The sequence below is a fragment of the Burkholderia sp. RF4-BP95 genome (assembly GCF_001521985.1).
GTDB classification, from domain to species: domain Bacteria; phylum Pseudomonadota; class Gammaproteobacteria; order Burkholderiales; family Burkholderiaceae; genus Burkholderia; species Burkholderia diffusa.
In genome coordinates this window covers 125555-149656 of sequence record NZ_LOSX01000053.1, presented here as the reverse complement: position 1 = coordinate 149656, position 24102 = coordinate 125555, and the positions used below count along the sequence as shown (strand labels likewise).

Genomic DNA, 24102 nt, shown 5'->3' with positions numbered 1-24102 from the left:
CCGCTAATTTCGGACATAACAAAACCCCTCTTTACCGCTTCACCGATTCTTCGGACGCCCCTTTCCGATATCTTCGATGCGCACGATCCCGTGCCCCTCGGCAGTCGTGCGCGGCACGGCCTTCCACGCGTGGCCGTAAATCACTTCGAACGTCAGCGGAATCGTGCCGTCCGCACGCCGGCGCGCTTCCAGCGCGTCGCCGAGCGCCGCGCGAAAGCGCCGCGCCGCATGCTGCGGCACCGCGCGGTCGAACGGATAGGCGCCCCAGCGGCGCACGTCGGCCAGCAGGGAATCGGTGGTCTTGTACGTGACGGTCAGCACTTCCTGGTCCATCACCGGAATCTCGAAGCCGCTCTCGACGAGCATGTCGCCGAGGTCGTGCATGTCGACGAAATCGACGACGCGAGCGGCGGGCGGCGCGATGCCGAGCGCCGCTTCGGCGTCCGCGCAGGCCGCGCGCAGTTCGCGCAGCGTGTCGGGGCCGAGCGTGCTGAACATCAGCAGGCCGTTCACGCGCAGCACGCGCTGCCATTCAGGGAACACCGTATCGGGACGCGAATGCCAGTGCAGCGCGAGATTCGACCAGATCAGGTCGAACGCGCCGGCCGCGAACGGCAGCATCGAGAAGTCGGCCTGCGCGACGCGCGGGCCGCGCTGGCCCAGCGCCCGGCCGAGCGACGCGGGCAGCCAGCGGCGCCAGCTCGTCTGCTCGACCTCGCGCTGGCCCGCCCGCGCGAGCATCGCGCCGGACAGGTCGACACCGAACACCGGCGCTTCGGGAAAGCGCGCGCGCAGCGCCGGCAGGTCGTCGCCCGGCCCGCAGCCCGCGTCGAGCACGGCCGCGGGGCTCACCTTGATGTATTCGAGGCGCTCGTTCATCCGCTGCGCGATCTCGCGCGGCAGGAACGCGACCGCGTCGAACGCGGCGGCGCGGCGATCGAAGATCCGCCGCAAACGCCGGGCGTCATTGGCCGGACGGCCGGTTGAAGTCGAAGCTGGGGACATGTCAGGCACACTGGCGAAGAGCCCGAAGTATACTCGCTCGCCTCGCTGCCTTCAGCGAGACGGGGCCGCCAGGAGTGTTCGCGATGGATCGCCGTTTCGCCCCGCGCCCAATGCGCGTCGTTTTGTCGCAGGTTCGTGCACTGGCCGTGCGCGTCGTCGCACTCGCGTTGCCGAATCGGTGCGCGCTGTGCGGCAATTTGTCACATACGGTGATGTGCAGCGCCTGCGACGCCGCGTATTGGAACGAAGCGCGACTGCGCTGCGACGTCTGCGCAGTGCCGCTGGGTGCCGGGCAGCCGCGGCCGCGCCGAGCGCGCGGCCGGCATGATGGCGCGGGTTCCGCGTCCGCGTACCGGTGCGACGCATGCCGCGCGACTCCGCCGCCGTTCGATGCGACGCTCGCGCTCGCCGATTACCGCGCCCCGCTCGACGGGCTCGCGCGCGGCCTGAAGTTTCATGCGCGGCTCGCGCTGGGTGCGGAATTCGCGGCCCGGCTCGCTCAGCGGGTCGACGACACGGACGCGATGCACGCCGCCGGCGGCTTCGACGTGATCGCACCGGTGCCGCTGTCGCGCGGACGGCTCGTCGCGCGCGGCTACAACCAGGCGTGGGCGATCGCGCGGCCGCTCGCGCGCCGGCTCGGCGTGCGCGCCGACGCGGCGCTGCTTGCACGTATGACCGAAACCGCGCCGCAGTCGCGGCTCGACCGGCGTGCGCGGCGCGACAACGTGCAGGCGGCGTTCGCGGCGGCGGGCGACCTCACCGGCCGCCACGTGGCGCTCGTCGACGACGTGATGACGTCCGGTGCGACGCTCGCGGCAGCCGCGAATGCATTGAAGGCGGCGGGTGCCGCGCGCGTGACGAATCTGGTTGCGCTGCGCACCGCCAGGGATTAATTAGTTAGAGAGGCCGGCCGCCCGCACGCGGCGACGGCCGTCACGAACCGGCCGGCCGGGACGGAATGCACGCTGCTCCGCCCCGGCCGGCCCAGCCAGACCCAACCATGTTCAACGTCGTCCTCGTCGCCCCAGAAATTCCGCCGAACACCGGCAACGTGATCCGCCTGTGCGCCAATACCGGCGCGCGCCTTCATCTGATCGAGCCGCTCGGCTTTCCGCTCGACGACGCGAAGATGCGCCGCGCGGGCCTCGACTATCACGAGTACGCGGAAATGCGCGTGCACCGCGACTGGGACGCGTTCGTCGCTACCGAAGCGCCCGATCCCGCGCGGATGTTCGCGTTCACGACCCGCGGCTCGGGCCGCTTCCACGACCATGCGTTCGTGCCCGGCGACTGGTTCGTGTTCGGCTCCGAAACGCGCGGCCTGCCGGCCGAATTGCTCGAACGCTTCCCGAACGAACAGCGCGTGCGCCTGCCGATGCGGCCAGGCAACCGTAGCCTGAATCTGTCGAATACGGTGGCCGTGGTCGTGTTCGAGGCATGGCGCCAGGCCGGCTTCGAAGGCGGCGCCTGACGCGCACCCTGCCCGAACCGCATCGCGCAACGCGGCCACGCAGCGTTAGCCGCGCGCGATACAGGTCGTAGATATCGGATGAAAAACACGCGAATACCACGCGTGCGAGGTTCGGCGCCTGCGGCAGCATTTCGGCGATCGTGCCGACGGCGATGTCGACGGCCGCCTCGGCCGGATAGCGGTACACGCCACAGCTGATCGCCGGGAATGCGATCGAGGTCGCCGCCACTTCCTCGGCCAGCTCGATCGCGCGCCGGTAGCATGCGGCGAGCAGTTCGGGCTCGCCGCGCGCGCCGCCGTGCCATACCGGGCCGACCGCATGAATCACGTATCTCGCCGGCAACGCGTGGCCGCGCGTGAGCTTCGCGTCGCCGGTCTCGCAGCCGCCGAGCGTGCGGCACTCGGCCAGGAGGCCCGGGCCGGCCGCGCGATGGATCGCGCCGTCGACCCCGCCACCGCCGAGCAGCGAACCGTTCGCGGCGTTGACGATCGCGTCGACGTCGAGCGTCGTGATGTCGACGCGTTGCGCGTCGAACGTGGTGGAACCGATCTGCAGCATGACACCCTCCCGAAACGCCGGAGACTGTTCAAGCGTAGTGCGCTTTGGCGCCGCCCGCTTTGCGCGGGCGCGCCCGGCCGCAAAAATCGGTGTGATTCGTCAGTGTTATTCGGCGCGCGCGTCGCGCCGCAGCAGGCCGCTGACCGCATCGCGCGGTGCGACGCCGTCGAACAGCACGCCGCACACGGCTTCGGTGATCGGCATTTCGATCGCTTGCGCGCGCGCGAGCGCGAGCACGGCCTGCGCGCAGCGCACGCCTTCGGCCACGTGGCCGAGCGCGCCGAGGATGTCGTTCAGCGAGCGGCCGGCCGCCAGTTGCAGGCCGACCGTGCGATTGCGCGACAGGTCGCCCGTCGCGGTGAGGATCAGGTCGCCGAGGCCCGTGAGGCCCGTGAAGGTTTCCGCACGGCCGCCGAGCGCGACGCCGAGCCGCGACATTTCGGCGAGGCCGCGCGTGACCAGCGCGGCGCGCGCGTTCAGCCCGAGCCCGAGGCCGTCGGAGATGCCGGTCGCGATCGCCAGCACGTTCTTCACCGCGCCGCCGACCTCGACGCCGACCACGTCGTCACCCGTATAGATACGCATCGCGCCGTGATGGAACGCGGCGAGCGTGCGCTCGCGACATTCGGCGGAGGTGCTTGCGACCGTCAGCGCGACGGGCAGCGCGAGCCCGACCTCGCGAGCGAAGCTCGGCCCCGACAGCACGCCGTTGCTGTGCTGCTCCGGCAACTCGGCCGCGATCACCTGGTGCGGCAGCAGGTGCGTGTCGGCCTCGAAACCCTTGCAGACCCACACGATGTGCGCAGGCACGCAGCCTGCGTCGCGCATCGCGCCGAACAGCGTGCGCAGCCCGGCCACGGGCGCGGCGATCACGCACAGCGCGTCGTCCGCGGCGCCGTGCGCGAGCGCGGCACCGAGATCGGCGTCGTAGCGCAGCGCATCGGGCAGCGCGATGCCGTCCAGATAGCGGGAATTTTCGTGCCGGGCCTGCAGCCCGGCGATCAGCGCGGCGTCGCGCGCCCAGAGAAGCGTATCGTGCCGCGCGGCCAGATGGCCCGCGAGCGCGGTGCCCCAGGCACCGGCGCCGAGAACGGCTACTTTCATACCCAGCACCGGTCCGGAGTGAAACGTCAGTTCAGCGTCGTGCCGTTCGGCGCGCCTGCCGCACCGGCCTGCTGCTGAAGCTGCGCGAGACGCTGCTCGTACAGCGCCTGGAAGTTGATTTCCGCCAGGTGGATCGGCGGGAAGCCCGCACGCGTGATCGCGTCGGCGATGTTCGAGCGCAGGTACGGGAACAGGATCGTCGGGCAGGCGATGCCGACGAGCGGGTCGAGCTGTTCGTCGGGAATGTTGCGAATGTCGAAAATGCCGGCCTGCTTCGCTTCGATCAGGAACGCGACCTTGTCCTTCACCTTCGCGGTGACGGTGCCCGACACGACAACCTCGAACACGCTTTCCGCGAGGCGTTCGGCCTTGACGTCGACTTCGACTTCAACCGACGGCATGTCCTGCTCGAGGAAGATCGCCGGCGAATTCGGCTGCTCGAGCGACATATCCTTCAGGTAGACGCGCTGGATGTTGAAGAACGGTTGGTTTTCGACGTCGGACATGGTGTTTCCCTAAAAGTGGTGACGGGGCGGCCCGGCTTCACGCCGGCCGCCTCGGTTGAATCCTGCGCGCTCCAGCCGCGGCGCGACCGGCGGCCATTCTGCCCTAATCAGGCCGCTTGCAGAAGCGGCAAGAGGCCGCCTTCGCGGTCGAGCTTCGACAGATCGTCGTAACCGCCGACGTGCGTGTCGCCGATGTAGATCTGCGGCACCGTGCGACGGCCCGTGCGCGTCATCATTTCGTCACGGCGGGCCGGATCGCGGTCGATCAGCACCTTTTCGATCTGCTCGACGCCGCGCAGCTTCAGCAGGCGCTCGGCCTGGATGCAATACGGACACACCTGCGTGCTGTACATCAAAACCTTGCTCACTTCGCCACTCCTTGTTTGACGACCGGCATCCCGGCCTGCTGCCAGGCGGCGACGCCGCCCTCGAGCACGTGCACCTCGGCATAGCCCGCCGCCTCGACCTCGCGCGCCGCCTTCTGCGACTGCTGGCCATTCTGGCAGACGAGCAGCACGGGGGTGCTCTTGTTTTTCGCGACCTGCGCGATCTTCGCGCCGATCTCGCCGGCGGCGACCTGACGCGCCGACGGCAGATGGCCGGCGGCGAAGTCGGACGCGGTACGCAGGTCGATCACGATCGCGTTGCGGCGATTGATGAGCTGCGTCGCCTCCGCGGCCGACAGGCCGCCACGGCCGCGGCGCAGGGCCGGCCATGCGAGCAGGCCGCCGGAAACCAGCAGGATCGCGATAAGGGCCAGGTTCGTGTAATTGGTAAAGAACGTCACGGAATGCCGCCGGAAAAAGAGAAATCGGAAAAGGACAATCCTGCCATTATAAAATAACCGTCTTGCGCGATGGCGGACCCGGACCGGGTACCGCGCGACGCGCCCCGCTTCCCTATCACTACCGACCGCAAGATCCATGTACAAACTCGTTCTCATCCGCCACGGCGAATCGACGTGGAACAAGGAAAACCGCTTCACCGGCTGGGTCGACGTCGACCTGACCGAACAGGGTCGCAACGAGGCCTACCAGGCCGGCGAATTGCTCAAGGAGGCAGGCTACACGTTCGACATCGCGTACACGTCGGTACTCAAGCGCGCGATCCGCACGTTGTGGCACGTGCAGGACAAGATGGACCTGATGTATCTGCCGGTCGTCCACTCGTGGCGCCTGAACGAACGCCACTACGGTGCGCTGTCGGGCCTGAACAAGGCGGAAACGGCCGCCAAGTTCGGCGACGACCAAGTGCTCGTGTGGCGCCGCAGCTACGACACGCCGCCGCCGGCGCTCGAGCCGACAGACGAACGCGCGCCGTTCGCCGACCCGCGCTACGCGAAGGTGCCGCGCGAACAGCTGCCGCTCACCGAATGCCTGAAGGACACGGTCGCGCGCGTGCTGCCGCTGTGGAACGAATCGATCGCGCCGGCCGTCCGTGCGGGCAAGCAGGTGCTGATCGCCGCGCACGGCAACTCGCTGCGCGCGCTGATCAAGTACCTCGACGGCATCTCGGACAGCGACATCGTCGGCCTGAACATCCCGAACGGCGTGCCGCTCGTGTATGAACTCGACGAGAACCTGAAGCCGATCCAGCACTACTACCTGGGCGACCAGGACGCGATCGCGAAGGCACAGGCTGCCGTCGCGAAGCAGGGCAAGGCGGGCTGATACCCGCGATGCCGGGCATGCCGCCGCGCGCGCGGCCTGCCCGGCCCAACCCGGCGTGCGGCGCGAACCTTCGCGGCCCCGGTGCGGTCGAATCCGCTTTCGAATCCGCTGCGCGTCCGGCGGCACCCCGCCGGGAACCAGGGCTCCGGGGCCAATTCGCACCGTTCCACTGGGCAATCGGACGAACAGTTATACTTGTCCGCTACATCCCCGCTACCGCCACGCGCTTCCCGACCGCACCAGACTCTCTATGCGAATGAAATTGAAGAACATCGGCCTGATTGCCGCGGGCCTCGCCACGGGCGTATTCGCCACGCTGCAGGTTTCGGCGTCGGCCGAGCAGACCGCCACGGCGCCGCTTCCCCTCGACCAGCTCCGCCTGTTCGCGGAAGTGTTCGGCCAGATCAAGCGCGAGTACGTCGAACCGGTCGACGACAAGAAGCTGCTGACGGCGGCGATCAAGGGCATGGTGTCGAGCCTCGACCCGCATTCGTCGTTCCTCGACAAGACCGACTATGACGAACTGCAGGAGCAGACCAAGGGTCGCTTCGCGGGTCTCGGCATCGAGATCTCGCAGGAAGACGGTCTCGTCAAGGTGATCTCCCCGATCGAAGATACCCCCGCGTTTCGCGCCGGCATCCGTCCGGGCGACCTGATCACCCGCATCAACGACAAGCCCGTGCGCGGCATGACGCTCGACAAGGCCGTCAAGCAGATGCGCGGCGAGCCGGGCACCAAGGTCACGCTGACGATCTTCCGCAAGAGCGACGACCGCACGTTCCCGATCACGGTCACGCGCGCGATCATCAGGGTCCAGAGCGTGAAGATGAAGCTGCTCGACCCGGGCTACGCATACATCCGGATCACGAGCTTCCAGGAGCGCACGACGCCCGATCTCGCCGCGAAGCTGCAGGACATCGCACGCCAGCAGCCGAATCTGAAGGGCCTGATCCTCGACCTGCGCAACAACGGCGGCGGCCTGCTGCAAAGCGCGGTCGGCGTCGCCGGCGCGTTCCTGCCGCCCGACTCCGTCGTCGTGTCGACCAACGGCCAGATTCCGGATTCGAAGCAGGTCTACCGCGACACCTACGACAACTACCGCCTGCCGTCCTTCGACGGCGATCCGCTGAAGAGCCTGCCGCCGGTCTTCAAGACCGTGCCGATGGTCGTGCTGACGAACGCGTATTCGGCGTCCGCGTCGGAAATCGTCGCCGGCGCGCTGCAGGATTCGAAGCGCGCGCAGATCATGGGCAAGACGACGTTCGGCAAGGGCTCGGTGCAGACGGTCCGTCCGATGACGGCCGACACCGCGCTGCGCCTGACGACGGCCTACTACTACACGCCGAGCGGCCGTTCGATCCAGAACAAGGGCATCACGCCCGACGTGCCGGTCGATCAGTACGCGGACGGCGATCCGGACGACGTGCTCGTGACGCGCGAGGTCGACTACACGAACCACCTCGCGAACACGCAGGACCCGAACGAGAAGAAGGAACAGGAAGAACGCGAGCAGCGCCGGATGGACCAGCTGCGCGTCCTCGAGGAGCAGAACGACAAGAAGACGCCGGAGCAGCGCCAGAAGGACCGCGATCGCAAGCCGATCGAGTTCGGCAGCACCGACGACTTCATGATGCAGCAGGCGCTCAACAAGCTCGAGGGCAAGCCGGTGCAGGAATCGAAGTCGCTGCTCGCCGAGAGCACGACGAAGAGCCCTGCAGCCAAGGCCGCGTCCACCACGAAGGCGTCGGGCGCGAAGGCGGCCGCACCGAAGCCCGCGTCGGCACCGCAGTAAGCGCCGGCCGGCATCCGACGGGCCATCGCGGGAAGACCGCGATGGCCCGTTTTTCATGTGCGCCTAGAATGAATCGATACGCCGGCGCTTCCGCCCCGCTCACGACTTCCCCATGAACGACGATCAACTCCTCCGCTACTCCCGCCACATCCTCGTCGACGAAATCGGCATCGAGGCGCAGCAGCGCTTTCTCGACGCGCATGCGATCGTCGTGGGCGCCGGCGGTCTCGGCTCGCCGGCCGCGATGTATCTCGCGGCGTCCGGGGTCGGCACGATCACGCTCGTCGACGCCGACACGGTCGACCTCACGAACCTGCAGCGGCAGATCCTCCACGCGACCGCATCGGTCGGCCGCAGCAAGGTCGAATCGGGGCGCGACGCGCTCGCGCGGCTGAACCCGGAAGTGACCGTGCATGCGGTCGCGGCGCGCGTCGACGATGCGTGGCTCGACGAACATGTGCCGCAAGCCACCGTCGTGCTCGACTGCACCGACAACTTCGCGACGCGCCATGCGATCAACCGCGCGTGCGTCGCGCACGGCGTGCCGCTCGTGTCGGGCGCCGCGCTGCGCTTCGACGGCCAGATCAGCACGTTCGATTTCCGCGACCCGGCCGCGCCCTGCTACGCGTGCGTGTTTCCGGAAGACCAGCCGTTCGAGGAAGTCGCGTGCGCGACGATGGGCGTGTTCGCGCCGACGGTCGGCATCATCGGTGCGATGCAGGCCGCCGAAGCGCTGCGCGTGATCGGCGCGATCGGCACGACGCTCAACGGCCGGCTGATGATGCTCGATTCGCTGCGGATGGAATGGACGACGATGAAGATCGCGCGCCAGGCCGACTGCCCCGTGTGCCAGGGCCGGCACTGACGCGCGCGGGATGCATGCGCCGAACGGCGCATGCGTGACGTTTCGCAACCTTCGCGACGGTTCCGCGGTGCGGCCCGCGCCGCCTAGGCGGCCGCGTCCGCGCGCGGCTCCGCGACCGACAGGCGCTTGAGCGCCGCCTGCACTTCCTCCGGCTCGAATGCGGCCAGCACGTCGGCCGTGGGCTTCTCGAGTGCCTTCAGGTGCGCGCGCAGGATCTCCTGCTTCACGACCAGCAACTGGCTCGGGTGCATCGAGAACTCGGTGAGCCCCATCCCGAGCAACAGGCGCGTGAGCGCCGGATCGCCCGCCATCTCCCCGCACACCGACACCGACACGCCGGCCCGCTTCGCTTCGCGCAGCGTGTAGGCGATCAGGTGCAGCACCGCCGGATGCAGCGGGTCGTACAGGTGCGCGACCGCATTGTCCGCGCGGTCGATCGCGAGCGTGTACTGGATCAGGTCGTTCGTGCCGATCGACAGGAAATCGAAGCGCTTCAGGAACAGCGGCAGCGCGATCGCCGCGGCCGGAATCTCGATCATCGCGCCGATGCGCACGTTCGGATCGTACGCAAGCCCCGCGTCGTCGAGCTGGCGCTTCGCCTCGCGGATCAGGTCGAGCGTCTGGTCGATCTCCTGCGCGTGCGCGAGCATCGGGATCAGGATCTTCACCTGCCCGAACGCGGACGCGCGCAGGATCGCGCGCAGCTGCGTGAGGAACATCTGCGGCTCGGACAGGCTCCAGCGGATCGCACGCAGGCCGAGCGCCGGGTTCGGCGCCGTCTCGTAGCCTTCGTCGAGCGCCTCGAGCGGCTTGTCCGCGCCGACGTCGATCGTGCGGATCGTCACCGGCATGCCCTTCATCCACTCGACCGCGCGCTTGTACGCGGCGAACTGCTCCTCCTCCTCGGGCATCTCCTTCTGATGCATGAACAGGAACTCGGAGCGGAACAGCCCGACGCCGACCGCGCCGGCCTCGACCGCCGCCTTCGCGTCGTCGGGCAGCTCGATGTTCGCGTACAGCTCGATCTTCGTGCCGCACAGGGTTTGCGTCGGCGAAAACTTCAGCCGCTGCAGCTTGCGTTGCTCGAGCAGCTTCTCGGACTGACGGTACGAATATTCCTCGAGGACGATCGGCGCGGGATCGACGATCACGATCCCCTGGTCGCCGTCGACGATGATCAGGTCGTCCTGCCGGATCAGCGCGCTCGCATGCTGGACGCCGACCGCGGCGGGAATGCCGAGGCTGCGCGCGACGATCGCCGTGTGCGACGTGCGGCCGCCGAGATCGGTGACGAACGCCTGGAACGACTGCGACTTGAACTGCATCATGTCGGCCGGCGCGATGTCGTGCGCGACGACGATCATCTCGCTCTGACCTTGCGCGGCGGCGCCATCGAGCGCCTGCGACGCCGACGGCGCACCGGCGAGCGCTTTCAACACGCGCTCGACCACCTGCTCGATATCGGCCTTGCGCTCGCGCAAGTATTCATCCTCGATGTCGTCGAAGTGGCGCGTGAGCAGTTCGAGCTGCTCGGTCAGCGCCCATTCGACGTTGTAGCGTCGCGTGCGGATCAGGTCGATGGTTTCCTGCACGAGCATCGCGTCGCTCAGGATCATCGCGTGGACGTCGATGAACGCGGCCACTTCGGTCGGGGTGTCGTCGGTCAGGTCGGCGCGCAGCGCCTCGAGTTCGTGATGCACGACCTCGCGTGCCGTGCTGAAACGCGCGACCTCGGCGTCGATCTGGTTCGCCTCGACCAGGTAATGGGCGACGTCGAGCGCCGCCGGCGCGATCAGGTATGCTCGCCCGATCGCGATACCACGTGAGACGGGAATGCCATGCAGCGTGAAGGACACGCGCACCTCCTCTGTACATGTAAAGCCGCGGCACACTGCTGCGATGCGCTTATGACCCCGGTTAGCGATTATAAATTCCGTACCTCCATGCTGACTGCGTGCAGCGCAGCATTGCCATTTCCGCATCAATGCCGCGGACGAAAAAAATGCCGCGACAAGCGCGGCATTCTGCTTCGAAACGACAACGATCCCGCGCGGGGATCACTGACCTTCGCCGAACTTGTCCGCGATCAGCTTGAGCAGCGCATCCATCGCCTCGCGTTCGTCGGGACCTTCGGTCTCGATCGTCACGGTGCTGCCGATGCCCGCCGCCAACATCATCACGCCCATGATGCTTTTTGCGTTGATCTTGCGTCCGTTGCGCGTCATCCAGACTTCCGACTGGAAGTTGCCGGCCAGTTGCGTAAGCTTGGCCGATGCGCGTGCATGGAGCCCCAATTTGTTGACGATGGTGGTTTCTTGTTGAAGCATGGTTCTCGGTCGGGTCGGTCGCGGCCGCCGGCGACGTGCGTCGGCGGGTCGGTCTAAAACGGAAAACGGGGCAGTCAGTGCGATTCGGTGCGCGGTTGCGGCTCGGGCGGAATCGGCGCGCACTGGCCGCAGCCGACTTCGGTCGGCGGCGGCGGTGTGCCGGCCGCCACTTCGTGGACGCCCTTCGCGCCGCCGGACAGCGCCTTGTCGACGAGCTTGTCGAGCGGCACGGTCCGGTAGCAGACGGCCCGCACCAGCATCGGCAGGTTCACGCCCGCCAGCACGCGCACGTTGTCGAGCTTTGCGAGCTGGCCCGCGATGTTCGCGGGCGTCGCGCCGTACATGTCGGTCAGCACGACGACGCCATTTTCTTCCCTGAGCCGCGCGAGCTCCGCGTGCGCGAACGCCATCACCTGGGTGGGATCGCTGTCCGCCAGCACGTCGATGCAGCCGATGCGCGCGGGCACGCCGCCGTAGATGTGCGCGATGCAGTCCCGCAGCGCGGTGGCGAGCGGTGCGTGCGCGATGATCAGAATCCCGGCCATGTCAGACTGCCCCCGGCCGCCCCTGGCGGGCCGACGCCCCACAGCGGGGCAACGAGCGTAGCGAGTGAGGGAATCGTTTCATGTTCAGCCTTGCAACGGTTTCGGCCCGACCGCCGGGCCTTCGGCGCGCTGGTCGCGGCACCGGGCAAGCGGGCATTGTAGCAGGCCGGTCGAACCGCTCCGGCGACGGGGGACCTGCGCGGCCGCCGCCGGGCTTGCGCGGAAAGCGGGCTACGCGGCCGCCCGCTCCAGCGCGTCGATGAACATCGCGGCGACGTCGAAACCCGTCTGCTCCATGATTTCGCGGAAGCACGTCGGGCTCGTCACGTTCACCTCGGTCAGCCAGTCGCCGATCGCGTCGAGCCCGACCAGCAGCAGCCCGCGCGCGGCGAGCACCGGCCCGAGCGTCTCGGCGATCTCGCGGTCGCGCGCCGTCAGCGGCTGCGCGACGCCGAGCCCGCCCGCGGCGAGATTGCCGCGCACTTCGCTGCCTTGCGGAATCCGCGCGAGCGAATACGGCACCGGCTCGCCCGCGATCAGCAGAATGCGTTTGTCGCCGGCCGTGATCTCGGGGATGAACTTCTGGATCATCAGCGAGCGCGTGCCGTCGTGGCCGAGCATCTCGATGATCGCGCCGAGATTCATCCCGTCGGCCTTCACGCGGAACACGCCCATCCCGCCCATGCCGTCGAGCGGCTTCACGATCACGTCGCCATGCTCGGCGTGGAACGCACGCAAGCGCGCGGCGTCGCGCGTGACGAGCGTCGGCGCGACGAACTGCGGAAACTCGCCGATCGCCAGCTTCTCCGAATGATCGCGGATCGACTGGGGCTTGTTGAACACGCGTGCGCCCGCGCGTTCGGCAAGCTCCAGCATCCAGGTGGCCGTCACATACTCCATGTCGAACGGCGGATCCTTGCGCATCAGCACCGCGCCGAACGACGTCAGCTGACGCGATTCGTGCGCGCCCGTCTCGTACCACGGATGGCGATGCAGGTCGGCCGTGTCGCCGACGATCGTCACGCGCTGCACGTCCGCCTCGACGCCCGAGCCCGTCCACGCGAGCTGGTGCGGCTGGCACGCGTATACCGCATGCCCGCGCCGCGCGGCCTCCGCCATCATCGCGTAGGTCGAATCCTTGTAGATCTTGAAGCGCTCGAGCGGGTCGGCGATAAAGAGAATGTCCATGCGGGTCCTGTACGTAGCGAAGCCGTTACACCTGGATGGCTTCGGGATCGGTCTTTTCCAGTTCGATCGACGACGCGATCAGCGACAGGCGCGCGACGACGCCGTACATGTAGAAACGGTTCGGCGGCGCGGCGCCCGGCTTCGCGCCGGCATCCGGCAGCGCGGTGTGCTCGAATCCGAGCGGCACGTAGTGCATGCCGGGCGCGTTCAGGTTCTGGTCGCGCTCTCGCCCGCCGTGCGTGCGGTAGAAACCGCCGACCACGTAGCGGTCGATCATGTACACGACCGGCTCCGCGACTTCGTCGCCGACGCGCTCGAACGTGTAGACGCCTTCCTGCACGATCACGTCGCGCACCGCGAGGCCGGCCTTCGACTCGGCCATCTGCGCGCGCTCGGCCTTCGACATGCGGCCGATCTCGGCCGCGTCGTGCACGGTCATCACGCCGCGCCCGGCGGTGCCCGCGTCGGCCTTCACGACGACGTACGGCTTTTCGCTGATTCCGTATTCGCGATACTTGCGCGCGATCTTCTTCAGCACGCCGTCGATCGCGTCGGCGAGCGCCTGCTCGCCTTCATGGCCCTGCCAGTCGACGCCTTCGACGTGCGCGAAATACGGATTCACCATCCACGGATCGACGCCGACCATCTTCGCGAACTTCTTCGCGACGTCGTCGTAGCACGAGAAGTGCGTCGACTTGCGGCGCACGGCCCAGCCCGCGTGCAGCGGCGGCAGGAGGTACTGCTCGTGCAGGTTTTCCAGCACGGCGGGAATGCCGGCCGACAGGTCGTTGTTCAGCAGGATCGAGCACGGATCGAAATTCTTCAGGCCGAGACGGCGCTGCGAACGCTCGAGCGGTTCGAGCACGATCTTCTGGCCGTCGGCCAGCGTGATCGGCGTCATGTCGGTGATGCTCGGGTCGAGCGAGCCGAAGCGCACGTTCAGGCCGGCCTGGCGCATGATCGTCGCGAGCCGCGCGACGTTTTCCAGGTAGAACGCGTTGCGGGTCGGCAGCTCGGGAATCACGAGCAGATTCTTCGCGTCCGGGCAGATCTTCTCGATCGCGGCCATCGCGGCCTGGACGGCGAGCGGCAGCACTTCGGACGGCAGATTATTGAACGCGCCGGGGAACAGGTTCGCGTCGACGGGCGCCAGCTTGAAACCGGCGTTGCGCAGGTCCACCGAACAATAGAACGGCGGGGTGTGTTCCTGCCATTCGAGCCTGAACCAGCGTTCGATCGCAGGCGTCGCGTCGAGGATCTTCCGCTCGAGCTCGAGCAGCGGACCGTTCAACGCGGTAACGAGGTGGGGAACCATGAATCACTCGCGAGCGGGAGAATGAAGATTGTAGAGCAATTGCCCCGCCCATTTGGGGATTGTTCCCGGCTTCGCAAGGGTTTGGAGGAAGTTTTCGGCTATTGACCCGATAGCGTGAAGGGTTATGCGCTACGGCAGCACGCGGCAGGAGAAAAAAAGCCCGCCGGGCGGGCGGGCCGAAGTCGCTGCGCTCATTCGGGGCGGGCGCCGTCTGCGCGGCGGCCCGCCGTCATCCGTACGACTTATTCGACGTGCTCGCCGTGCAGCACCACGTCGAGGCCTTCGCGCTCTTCCTCTTCGGTCACGCGCAGGCCGATCGTCAGGTCGATCAGCTTCAGCAGCACGAAGCTCAGCACGCCGCTGTACACCAGCGTGATCAGCACGCCCTTCGCCTGCAGCAGCAGGCTGCCGTCGGCGCCGCCGATGTCCTTGACCGCGAACACGCCCGTCAGCAGCGCGCCGAGAATCCCGCCGATGCCGTGCACGCCGAACGCGTCGAGCGAATCGTCGTAGCCGAGCTTCGACTTGAGCCACGTCGCCGACCAGAAGCACACGACGCCTGCCGCGATACCGATCACGAGCGCACCCGTCACGCCGACGAAGCCGGCGGCCGGGGTGATCGCGACGAGGCCCGCGACCGCGCCCGACACGATGCCGAGCACCGACGGCTTGCCGTGCGAGATCCATTCGGCAAACATCCAGCCGAGCGCCGCGCACGCCGTCGCGACTTGCGTCGTCAGCATCGCGAAGCCGGCACGGCCGTCGGCCGCGACCGCGGAACCCGCGTTGAAGCCGAACCAGCCCACCCACAGCATCGAGCCGCCGATCATCGTCAGCACGAGGTTGTGCGGCGCCATCGACTCACGACCGAAGCCGACGCGCTTGCCGAGCATCAGGCACGACACGAGGCCCGCGATACCGGCGTTGATGTGCACGACGGTGCCGCCCGCGAAGTCGAGCACGCCGTCGGCCGACAGCCAGCCGGTCGGCTCCCACACCATGTGCGCGATCGGCACATAGACGATCAGCGACCAGAGCGCCATGAACACGAGCATCGCCGAGAACTTCATCCGGTCGGCGAACGCGCCGCAGATCAGGGCCGGCGTGATGATCGCGAACGTCATCTGGTAGACGAAGTAGACCGATTCCGGAATCGTCGTCGCGAGGTGGCTGACGGTCAGCGTGGTCGCCTTGTCGCCCTTCACGTAGCTCATGCCGTGCAGGAACGCGCGCGACAGCCCGCCGATGAAGCCGTTGCCCGGCGTGAACGCGAGGCTGTAGCCGACCACCGTCCACAGCACCGTGATCACCGCGGTGATCGCGAAGCTCTGCATCACGGTCGCGAGCACGTTCTTCTTGCGGACCATGCCCGCGTAGAACAGCGCGAGGCCGGGGATCGTCATGAACAGCACGAGCGCGGTGGACGTCAGCATCCACGCGGTGTCGCCGGCACTGATCTTCGACGAATCGACGGAGAACGGCTCGGTCGGCGCGGCGGGTGCGGCCGGCGCGGACGCGGCGGCAGCGGCCGATGCGTCGGAGGCGGCGCCCGAAGCGGGTGCGGCGGCAGCGGCAGGCGCCGATGCGTCCGTGGCGGCCGGCGCCGAAGCGGCCGGAGCGGCGGCTGCCGACGCATCGGACGCCGTTGCGGCGGGCGCGGACGCAGCCGCGGCGGAAGCCGCGTCGTCGGCGAGCGCGGGGCCGACACCGGCCGCGATCAGCGAACCGGCCATCAGCAGGGACATCAGAAGTTTGCGCATCTCGGGTTTCCTCTTGTCGCTTGTCTTTGTCTGTTACAGCGCGTCTGCGCCGGTCTCCCCGGTCCGGATCCGGATCACTTGCTCGATCGGCGTGACGAAGATCTTCCCGTCGCCGATCTTGCCGGTGCGGGCGGCCCGCTCGATCGCCTCGACCGCCTGGTCGACGAGATCGTCGGACACGGCCGCCTCGATCTTCATCTTCGGCAGGAAATCGACCACGTATTCGGCGCCCCGGTACAACTCGGTGTGCCCCTTCTGGCGCCCGAACCCTTTCACCTCAGTGACCGTGATGCCCGAGACGCCGAGCGCGGAGAGCGCTTCGCGCGTCTCATCGAGCTTGAACGGCTTGATGATTGCGGTAATCAGTTTCATGAAGTCCTCTCGCTGGGTGGTCCCGTCGAATTGGTTGGAATGGTGTAACGGTCTCTCCTCAGCAACTCGCATGCCATGTTCGTGCGAAGACCGCCTCGAACCGCTCTTAAACGGGGTCGCATCTGATGCTGAAAGGTGCGGAAGCCCGGCCGAATGGCCAACATGGCCCGGTTTGCTGGCGCGCCGAAAGGATCGTTGCTAGAGTGCACGCACGTCCCGGCTTACCGGGCCATTCACCCATGCGGGCGCCGTGCCCGGAAATCGCGCCGCGGGCGCACCATTTCCGGTCATGCGTGCATCATGGGCACGTATGCAACTGAATATGCACATTTTTTGTGCAAGGAAGGAAATCTCATGAAGCAACCCAGCGATGTTTTCAACGACCTGCAGTCGCGCGTCAGCGATCTGCTGAAAAACTCGCCGGCCAAGGATGTCGAGCGCAACGTGAAGGCCATGTTGTCGCAAGGCTTCTCGAAGCTCGATCTCGTCACGCGCGAGGAGTTCGACACGCAGGCACATGTGCTCGCCCGCACTCGCGTGCGTCTCGAGGAACTCGAGAAGCGCGTCGCGGAACTCGAGCAGAAGCTCGCAGCGTCCCAGGCCTGACGCCCCACCCGACCGACTGGTCCGGGCGCGGGCCGCCTCGTGCGGCCCGCGCCTGTCACCCGGAAATCAGCCAGTCGGCTAGCCGTTTCGTCGTTCTTCGCTGTTCCTCGCTCTTCGCAGTTCGTCGTTCCTCGTTCTTTCCCGCGCCGCGCCGGCAGCGCGCACCGATTCCTCCGATTCCCGCGGCATGCGGCCCCGAACGGCCGTAGCCCGTCCGATTCATCTACAGGAGCCTCGCCATGTCGCTCGCCGTGGTGCGCAGTCGCGCGCCGGCGGCCGGCCGCGCGCCGGACGTCACCGTCGAAGTTCATCTTGCCAACGGGCTGCCGTCGTTCTCGATCGTCGGCCTGCCTGATCTCGAAGTCCGCGAAAGCCGCGAGCGCGTGCGCGCCGCGCTGCAGAACTGCGGATTCGATTTCCCCGTCAGGCGTATCACCGTCAATCTCGCCCCGGCCGACCTGCCGAAGGAATCGGGCCGCTTCGACCTGCCGATCGCGCTCGGCATCCTCGCCGCGAACGGCCAGCTCCCGGCCGACGCGCTGGCCGGCCGCGAATTCGCGGGCGAACTGTCGCTGACCGGCGCGCTGCGGCCGATGCGCGGTGCGTTCGCGATGGCGTGCGGCGCCGCGCGCGACCGGCGCGCGGGTCATGCCGCAGCGGACCTCGATTCCGGTCCCGGCTCCCGTTTCGATTCCAGCGGCCATTCCGGCGTCGATTGCGTCGCGATATCCGGCGTGTCAGCCCTGTCGCGCCCGCCCGAGCTGTACCTGCCGCTCGACAGCGCGGCCGAGGCGGCGCTGGTGCCGGGCGTCACCGTGTTCGGCGCACCCGACCTCCCCGCGCTGTGCGCACACCTGGCCGGCACGCCGGATGCCCGGCTCGCGCCGGTCGCGGCGCCCTGCCTCGACGGCGTGCCGACGCCCGCCGCACCCGATCTCGCGGACGTCGTCGGCCAGCGCGGCGCCCGGCGCGCGCTCGAAGTCGCTGCCGCGGGCGGGCACCACATGCTGATGATCGGGCCGCCCGGCGCCGGCAAGTCGATGCTCGCCGCGCGGCTGCCCGGCCTCCTGCCGCCGCTGACCGACGACGAGGCACTGACGTCGGCCGCGCTCCTTTCCGCGAGCCGCATCGGCTTCTCGCCCTCGCAGTGGCGGCGGCGCCCGTTCCGCTCGCCGCACCATTCGTCGAGCGCCGCCGCGCTGGTTGGCGGCCGCAACCCGCCTCAGCCGGGCGAGATCACGCTCGCGCACCTCGGCGTGCTGTTTCTCGACGAGCTGCCCGAATTCGACCGGCACGTGCTGGAAATGCTGCGCGAGCCGCTCGAAGCGGGCCGCATCACGATCTCGCGCGCGGCGCAGCAGGCCGACTTCCCCGCCGCGTGCCAGCTGATCGCCGCGATGAACCCGTGTCCGTGCGGTTGGCACGGCGATCCGTCCGGGCGTTGCCGCTGCACGCCCGATGCCGCCGCGCGCTACCTGCGCAAGCTGTCGGGCCCGCTGCTCGACCGGATCGACATCCAGATCGACCTGCCCGCGCTGTCGCCGGCCGAACTCGCGTCGCGCGCGACGGCACCGGGCGAGCCGAGCGCGGCGGTCGCCGCACGGGTCGCCCAGGCGCGTGCGCTGCAACGCGACCGGCAGGGCAAGACCAATCACATGCTGAGCGGCCGAGAAACCGACGACCTGTGCCGGCCGACCGCCGACGGCGAGCGGCTGCTGCGCGAGGCCGGCGAGCGCTTCGGCTGGTCGGCGCGCGCGTATTTCCGCGTGCTGAAGGTCGCGCGCACGATCGCGGACCTGGCCGGCGACCCGTTGCCGACGGCCGCGCAGATCGCCGAAGCGATCCGCTACCGGCGTGCGCTCACGGCGCTGTGAGCGCCTTCGGAGGACAAAATACGGCTGTCAAGACTTGACTTATGCACAATTTCACGAATCCGGCCCCGGATCACCCTGCATGGGCGCCCTTTCATCGCAAAATTCGTATCCCTTTGTTTTCATTGATTTTTCTCAAAGTGATCACGAGCTGTGAAATGCGCCGGAAGGCCGTCCGGCGCGGCTTTGCGGGAGATTCGATCAACTTTTCAACAAAGTTATCCACATGCACTGTGGATAGCCGAAAAATCCCCGCAAAATCCGGCGATTAGCGTCGAAAGCTGCGAATGAACTTTCAATTGTCACGAAGCGTCCAAGCGCCCTCGCCGGCCGCTGTCAGTCGAGTTTGAACGAACCGAAAAACTGGTCGAGCTGCTCCTGCGCGAGCGGCCGGTCGGCGATCGCGACGGCCTGGTACGCGTGCCGGCCCCGCGCCACGAGCCGTGCGACGATCGTCTTGTGCGAATGGTCGCCGCCGCTGGCCGCGCCCGCGACGCGCAGTTCGAGCCCGTTCACCGCGCCGCCGGCCGCGAGCGGCACCGGCACCGAGGCCGTCTGCGGCGCGCCTTCGAGATTGCGCGACAACCCGGACCGCAGGAACTCGAGCGCCGCGTGGCGCGTATCGTCGCGGTCGTCGGGCAGCGTCAGCGTGCCGACCGCGAACACCGCGCCGTCGACGTGCGCGGCCTGCATCCGCATCGGCATCGACGCGCCGGCGACTGCCACCGGCTGATCCTCGACGGTCGGCTTCGCCGGCAGGTCGATCGTGTAGCCGGCGTCGTTGTGCAGCGTGCGCCAGTCATACGACGGCGAGCACGCGGCCAGCGCCGCGCTCACGCATGCGAACGCGGCGAAGTGTCGCAGCGGACGAAAAAGGGGGCGCAACGAATGGAGGACTTCCTTCGGCATGGCAGTGATGGGGACAGGCAAAACGCCCATTATCCGCCGAAGCCGGCGCCCGGTATGCGTGGCGGCTGCCGGTGCGCGCGCCGCATTCGCGCTAAAATGAGCGCCGAATTTCGACGTCCTTTGCATCGATCCGCGTCATCGACCGACTCCGAGAGCACCGCAGATGAACACCACGCCTCCCGCCCAGCGCCGCACCGGCCCCGTCCGCTATATCGTCGCGGCCGTCGTCGTCGCGGCCATCGCCGTTGCCGGCTTCTTCGCGTTCAACGGCAAGTCCACCGTGCCGGACGCCACGTTCACGCTGCTGTCGGGCCAGAAGGTGTCGACGGCCGGCGACCTGAAGGGCAAGGTCTACCTCGTGAATTTCTGGGCGACGAGCTGCGCGACCTGCATGCAGGAAATGCCGCAGATGGTCGATACCTACAATCGTTTCAAGGGCCAGGGGCTGGAATTCGTCGCGGTCGCGATGAACTACGATCCGCCGATGTACGTCGCGAACTACGCGCAGACGCGTCAGCTGCCGTTCAAGGTCGCGCTCGACGACGGCAGCGTCGCGAAGCAGTTCGGCAACGTGCAGCTCACGCCGACGACCTTCGTCGTCGACAAGGACGGCAAGATCCTGAAGCGCTACGTCGGCGCCCCGCAATTCGCGGAACTCGACGCGCTGCTCAAGAAGGCGCTCGACGGCAACGCGGCCTGAGCGCCGCACGACAAGGCTCGCGGGCCGCCCACCGCGCCCTGCTCCGCACCACGGACCGCCCGACCGGCCAGCCCGGTTCCGCGGTCCGTCTCTTTTTCAGCGCTCGGTTTCGCCTTTCGCCGACAGCCCGTAGCGCTTCATCTTCTCGTACAGCGTCGCCTTGCCGACATGCAGCCGGTCGGCCGTCGCGGCGACCGCGCCGCCCGTCTGGTTCAGCGCCTCGGCGATCACCGCGCGCTCGAATTGCTCGATGCGTTCCTTCAGCGTCTGGTCGCTCTCCGCATCGTCGCCGCCCGCGCCGGCTTCCTGCGGCATGTCGGCGACGCCGAGCACGAAGCGGTCGGCCGCGTTGCGCAGCTCGCGCACGTTGCCGGGCCAGTCGCGCTGCATCAGGCTCGCGCGTTGCCGGTCGGTCAGCACGGGGGCCGGCCGCCCGTAGCGCACGGCCGCGTCGAGCATGAAGTGCTCGAACAGCGGCACGATGTCCTCGCGGCGCTCGGCGAGCGGCGGCAGCGCGATCGTCACGACGTTGAGCCGGTACAGCAGGTCGCGCCGGAACGTGCCGGCCGCGACGAGTTCGCTCATGTCGCCCTTCGCGGCCGCGACGACGCGGCAGTTCACGCGGATCGGCTGGTTCGAGCCGAGCCGTTCGAGCACGCCGTCCTGCAGCACGCGCAAGAGCTTCACCTGCAGCGCGAGCGGCATGCTTTCGATTTCGTCGAGGAACAGCGTGCCGCCGGATGCGTATTCGAGCTTGCCGACGCGGCGCTTCGCGGCACCGGTGAACGCGCCGGGCTCGTAGCCGAACATCTCCGACTCGAACATCGGCTCGGGCAGCGCGCCGCAGTTCACCGCGATGAACGGCTTGTCGCGACGCGGCGACAGCTCGTGCAGGCTGCGCGCGATCAGCTCCTTGCCGGCGCCCGTGTCGCCGTTGATCAGCACCGATGCGTCGGTGGGCGCCACGTTCGCGATCAGCTTGCGCACCTGTTCGATCGCCGGGCTGCGGCCGATGATGCGCGGCGCGACGATGTTCTGCCCGGCCAGCTCGCGCCGCAGCGCATGGTTCTCGAGCACGAGCTCGCGCCGCTCGAGCGCGCGGCGCACGGTCTCGATCAGCCGCTCGGCCGCGAACGGCTTTTCGATGAAGTCGTACGCGCCGTCGCGCATCGCCTGCACGGCCATCGAGATGTCGCCGTGGCCGGTGACGAGGATCACCGGCACGTCGGGCACGCGCTCGCGGCACTGCGCGAGCAGGTCGAGCCCGCTCGCGCCGGGCAGCCGGATGTCGCTGACGATCGCGCCGGCGGTTTCCGCGACGATCGCCTTGTCGGCCGCCTCGGCCGATTCGAACCCGACGACGTCGAACCCCGCGAGCTGGAGGCTCTGCACGCTCGCCCGGCGAACGAGCGCATCGTCTTCGATATAGATCACTTGCAGCCGGTTGGCCATCTTGGTCACTTGCTCCTGACAGGCCGCGCGGCGCTGGTGCGCACGGCCCTCGTTGATGCCGGTCGGCCCTAGTGCGAGCCCGCCGGTTCGGACACCGAGTCCGGATGATGCGTGCGCGCGCGCCGCAGCGTCAAGACGAACAGCGCGCCGCCGGACGGTGCATTGCGCGCGGTCAGCGCCCCGCCCGCGTCGCTCGCGATCGACGACGAGATCGCGAGGCCCAGCCCGAGCCCGCGCCCCATTTCCTTGGTCGTGAAGAACGGCTCGAACAGGCGCGGCAGCAAGTCGGGCGCGATGCCGGAGCCGTTGTCGCGCACCTCGATCGCGAGCGTCGCGACCGACACCGCGATCGTCACCTCGATCGCCGGTGCCGCGACGCCCGCGACCGCGTCGAGCGCGTTGCCGATCAGGTTGATCAGCACCTGTTCGAGGCGCAGGTCCTCGCAGCGGGCGACGAGTTCCGGATAGTCGCACGCGAGGTCGAGCGGGGCATCCTGCGCGGGCGACACGGTCGCATCCTGCAGCGTCAGCGTGAGCGCGACGCCGCGCAGCCGGTCGCCGAGCAGCGACAGCACGCTGCGCAGCGCGCGCACGACGAGCGCCCGTTCGTTGCGCGGCTTCGCGCGGCCGACGAACAGCTTCAGCTGATTGGTGATCTTGCCCATCCGCTCGGTCAACGCGGCGATCGCCTCGAGGTTCTCGCGCGCGGCCGCCTGCTCGCCGCGATCGAGCAGCACGCGCGTGTTGTCCGAGAAGCTGCGCAGCGCCGCGAGCGGCTGGTTCAGTTCATGCGTGATGCCGGCCGCCATCTGGCCGAGCGCGGCGAGCTTGCTCGCCTGGATCAGTTCGTCGTGCGCGGCGCGCAACTCCTGTTCCGCGCGGATCCGATCGCCGACCTCCTTCTGCAATTGCTCGTTCGCCTCCGACAGGTCTGCCGTGCGCTCCTCGACGCGCCGGTTCAGCTCCGCATACGCCTGCTGCAGCAATGCGCGGCCGCGGATCATCTCGCGCACGCGTGCGCGGCGCATGCGCCAGTAGAACGCGAGCAACGCGACCGATACGAAGCCGAAGCCGGTGACGATCGTCGCGTTGCGCGCGTCGGCGTCGATGGGCGCGATCGGCGCGAGCGTCACCAGCAGCCAGTCGGGCTCGCCGATCCGCCGCTTGCTCGCGAGGAAGCGCGGCGCGCGCAGGCCGGGACCGAGGCGCACGATCTCCGCGTCGGCGTCGAGCACCTGCTCGACGCGCAGCGGCAGCGGCGTGACGGGCTGCTGCGCGTACTGGCGCGTCTCGTAGATCGACGCGGCGACGGGCCCCGTCAACGGATGCAGCGTGTGATATTTCCACGCGGGCACGGACGACAGGAACACGACGCCGTGATCGTCCGCGACGACGAGCGGCTCGGACGCGTCGGCGCCCTGGAACCATTCGAGATTGAGCTTCACGACGACGACGCCCGCGATCCTGCCGTCGCGCCACACCGGCTGCGAGATGTAGTAGCCGGGATCGCGCGAGATCGTGCCGATCCCGAAGAAGCGGCCGACCTGGCCGCTCATCGCATCGATGAAATACGGACGAAACTGGTATCCGGTCCCGACGAAGCTGTCGGGCGCGCGCCAGTTGCTGGCGGCGACGCACAGGCCGTCCGCGCCGATCACGTAGGTGACGGTCGCGTGCGCGTGTTCGTTGAGGTCTTCGAGATAACGGTTCGCGCGCGCGGTGAAATCGGCGCGCTTCGGTTCGGCGAGCAGGTCGAGCACGTACGGGTGGCTGCCGAGCAGATAAGGCAGCGACTCGTAGCGGTCGAGCGTGCTCTTGAGCGCGTTGGTGGTGCGGTCGACGCGCACCGCGGCGTTGCGCTGCAGCTCGGCGACGCCGCGCCGCCACGTGACGGTCCACGTCAGCGCGCACGCCGCCGCGAGCGCGGCGGCAAGCACGACGAGGATGAGCAGACGGCGCTTCACGGACGTGACTTCCTGGCGATGCGGATCGCCTATTGTGTCATAGGGCTCCGCATCTCCGCCCGGGCCGCCGCGCGGCGCGCCGCCCGCGGGCGGTGCCGCCGCCTGCTCCTTCATGACG

At 68.3% G+C, this 24102-nt stretch carries 23 protein-coding genes and 1 pseudogene; 8 read left to right on the top strand and 16 right to left on the bottom strand.

Annotated features, from left to right (window positions below):
• Positions 1-39: 39 nt before the first annotated feature.
• The gene (locus WS46_RS19105) at positions 40-1005 is read right to left on the bottom strand and encodes a methyltransferase domain-containing protein (RefSeq protein WP_059691436.1); all 966 of its coding nucleotides are present in this window, start codon (positions 1003-1005) and stop codon (positions 40-42) included.
• A gap of 83 nt (positions 1006-1088) precedes the next feature.
• Between WS46_RS19105 and WS46_RS19100 the strand changes: the two genes are divergently transcribed.
• A complete protein-coding gene (locus tag WS46_RS19100; RefSeq protein ID WP_059691435.1) occupies positions 1089-1901 on the top strand; it encodes a ComF family protein in 813 nt (270 codons plus the stop codon).
• A 107-nt stretch (positions 1902-2008) separates the two neighbouring features.
• Entirely contained in the window at positions 2009-2479 is a 471-nt protein-coding gene (trmL, locus tag WS46_RS19095) for a tRNA (uridine(34)/cytosine(34)/5-carboxymethylaminomethyluridine(34)-2'-O)-methyltransferase TrmL (RefSeq protein ID WP_059691434.1), read from the top strand.
• Between the two features lie 46 nt (positions 2480-2525).
• Here the strand turns inward: trmL and WS46_RS34200 are convergent.
• The 5 genes and pseudogenes from WS46_RS34200 to WS46_RS19075 all read right to left on the bottom strand — a co-directional run.
• Positions 2526-3038: pseudogene (locus WS46_RS34200) on the bottom strand (O-acetyl-ADP-ribose deacetylase); the annotation flags it as partial.
• Positions 3039-3143: 105 nt separating this feature from the next.
• On the bottom strand, positions 3144-4142 hold the full coding sequence (locus WS46_RS19090) for an NAD(P)H-dependent glycerol-3-phosphate dehydrogenase (protein WP_059526231.1): 999 nt from the start codon (positions 4140-4142) through the stop codon (positions 3144-3146).
• 26 nt (positions 4143-4168) lie between these two features.
• Positions 4169-4648, bottom strand: coding sequence for a protein-export chaperone SecB (gene secB / locus WS46_RS19085; RefSeq protein ID WP_011658008.1), 480 nt, complete (start codon positions 4646-4648; stop codon positions 4169-4171).
• A gap of 107 nt (positions 4649-4755) precedes the next feature.
• The gene (gene grxC, locus WS46_RS19080; RefSeq protein ID WP_006752069.1) at positions 4756-5016 is read right to left on the bottom strand and encodes a glutaredoxin 3; all 261 of its coding nucleotides are present in this window, start codon (positions 5014-5016) and stop codon (positions 4756-4758) included.
• Complete coding sequence (locus WS46_RS19075) at positions 5013-5435, bottom strand: rhodanese-like domain-containing protein (protein WP_059691433.1); 423 nt, start codon at positions 5433-5435, stop codon at positions 5013-5015. The genes grxC and WS46_RS19075 overlap by 4 nt, the downstream gene beginning before the upstream one ends.
• 136 nt (positions 5436-5571) lie before the next feature.
• Here WS46_RS19075 and gpmA point away from each other — a divergent pair, with 136 nt between their 5' ends.
• The 3 genes from gpmA to WS46_RS19060 all read left to right on the top strand — a co-directional run bounded on the left by gpmA (position 5572) and on the right by WS46_RS19060 (position 8975).
• Entirely contained in the window at positions 5572-6318 is a 747-nt protein-coding gene (gpmA, locus tag WS46_RS19070; protein WP_059526237.1) for a 2,3-diphosphoglycerate-dependent phosphoglycerate mutase, read from the top strand.
• Between the two features lie 250 nt (positions 6319-6568).
• On the top strand, positions 6569-8110 hold the full coding sequence (locus WS46_RS19065; protein ID WP_059526241.1) for a S41 family peptidase: 1542 nt from the start codon (positions 6569-6571) through the stop codon (positions 8108-8110).
• Positions 8111-8222: 112 nt separating this feature from the next.
• Positions 8223-8975, top strand: coding sequence for a molybdopterin-synthase adenylyltransferase MoeB (locus WS46_RS19060; RefSeq protein ID WP_059691432.1), 753 nt, complete (start codon positions 8223-8225; stop codon positions 8973-8975).
• A gap of 83 nt (positions 8976-9058) precedes the next feature.
• On the opposite strand, the gene ptsP is transcribed toward WS46_RS19060, so the two are convergent.
• From ptsP to WS46_RS19025, 7 genes are all read right to left on the bottom strand, one after another.
• Positions 9059-10831 carry a phosphoenolpyruvate--protein phosphotransferase gene (ptsP, locus tag WS46_RS19055; RefSeq protein ID WP_059526298.1) on the bottom strand — a complete coding sequence of 591 codons (1773 nt, stop codon included), beginning with the start codon at positions 10829-10831 and terminating at the stop codon, positions 9059-9061.
• 201 nt (positions 10832-11032) lie between these two features.
• Positions 11033-11302, bottom strand: a complete 270-nt coding sequence (locus tag WS46_RS19050; RefSeq protein ID WP_006477716.1) for an HPr family phosphocarrier protein — start codon at positions 11300-11302, stop codon at positions 11033-11035.
• 74 nt (positions 11303-11376) lie between these two features.
• Positions 11377-11847, bottom strand: coding sequence for a PTS sugar transporter subunit IIA (locus WS46_RS19045; RefSeq protein ID WP_059526247.1), 471 nt, complete (start codon positions 11845-11847; stop codon positions 11377-11379).
• Positions 11848-12078: 231 nt separating this feature from the next.
• On the bottom strand, positions 12079-13035 hold the full coding sequence (gene gshB, locus WS46_RS19040) for a glutathione synthase (RefSeq protein ID WP_059526250.1): 957 nt from the start codon (positions 13033-13035) through the stop codon (positions 12079-12081).
• 25 nt (positions 13036-13060) lie between these two features.
• The gene (gene gshA, locus WS46_RS19035; RefSeq protein WP_059526253.1) at positions 13061-14350 is read right to left on the bottom strand and encodes a glutamate--cysteine ligase; all 1290 of its coding nucleotides are present in this window, start codon (positions 14348-14350) and stop codon (positions 13061-13063) included.
• Positions 14351-14592: 242 nt separating this feature from the next.
• The gene (locus WS46_RS19030; protein ID WP_059526256.1) at positions 14593-16110 is read right to left on the bottom strand and encodes an ammonium transporter; all 1518 of its coding nucleotides are present in this window, start codon (positions 16108-16110) and stop codon (positions 14593-14595) included.
• A 33-nt stretch (positions 16111-16143) separates the two neighbouring features.
• A complete protein-coding gene (locus tag WS46_RS19025) occupies positions 16144-16482 on the bottom strand; it encodes a P-II family nitrogen regulator (RefSeq protein ID WP_006398175.1) in 339 nt (112 codons plus the stop codon).
• Between the two features lie 354 nt (positions 16483-16836).
• On the opposite strand from WS46_RS19025, the gene WS46_RS19020 reads away from it, so the two are divergent.
• Together WS46_RS19020 and WS46_RS19015 are read left to right on the top strand one after the other, a co-directional pair.
• Complete coding sequence (locus WS46_RS19020; RefSeq protein ID WP_059526259.1) at positions 16837-17088, top strand: accessory factor UbiK family protein; 252 nt, start codon at positions 16837-16839, stop codon at positions 17086-17088.
• 239 nt (positions 17089-17327) lie between these two features.
• Entirely contained in the window at positions 17328-18962 is a 1635-nt protein-coding gene (locus tag WS46_RS19015) for a YifB family Mg chelatase-like AAA ATPase (protein ID WP_059691431.1), read from the top strand.
• Positions 18963-19295: 333 nt separating this feature from the next.
• Here WS46_RS19015 and WS46_RS19010 read toward each other — a convergent pair whose 3' ends face one another.
• Positions 19296-19868, bottom strand: a complete 573-nt coding sequence (locus WS46_RS19010) for a hypothetical protein (protein ID WP_059691430.1) — start codon at positions 19866-19868, stop codon at positions 19296-19298.
• Between the two features lie 163 nt (positions 19869-20031).
• Here WS46_RS19010 and WS46_RS19005 point away from each other — a divergent pair, with 163 nt between their 5' ends.
• Positions 20032-20568 (top strand): peroxiredoxin, encoded by a 537-nt coding sequence (locus tag WS46_RS19005; protein WP_059526269.1) that lies wholly within the window; start codon positions 20032-20034, stop codon positions 20566-20568.
• A gap of 96 nt (positions 20569-20664) precedes the next feature.
• Here the strand turns inward: WS46_RS19005 and WS46_RS19000 are convergent, their stop codons facing one another.
• Entirely contained in the window at positions 20665-22020 is a 1356-nt protein-coding gene (locus tag WS46_RS19000) for a sigma-54 dependent transcriptional regulator (RefSeq protein WP_059465914.1), read from the bottom strand.
• Between the two features lie 68 nt (positions 22021-22088).
• A complete protein-coding gene (locus WS46_RS18995; protein WP_059526272.1) occupies positions 22089-24098 on the bottom strand; it encodes an ATP-binding protein in 2010 nt (669 codons plus the stop codon).
• Positions 24099-24102 lie beyond the last annotated feature (4 nt).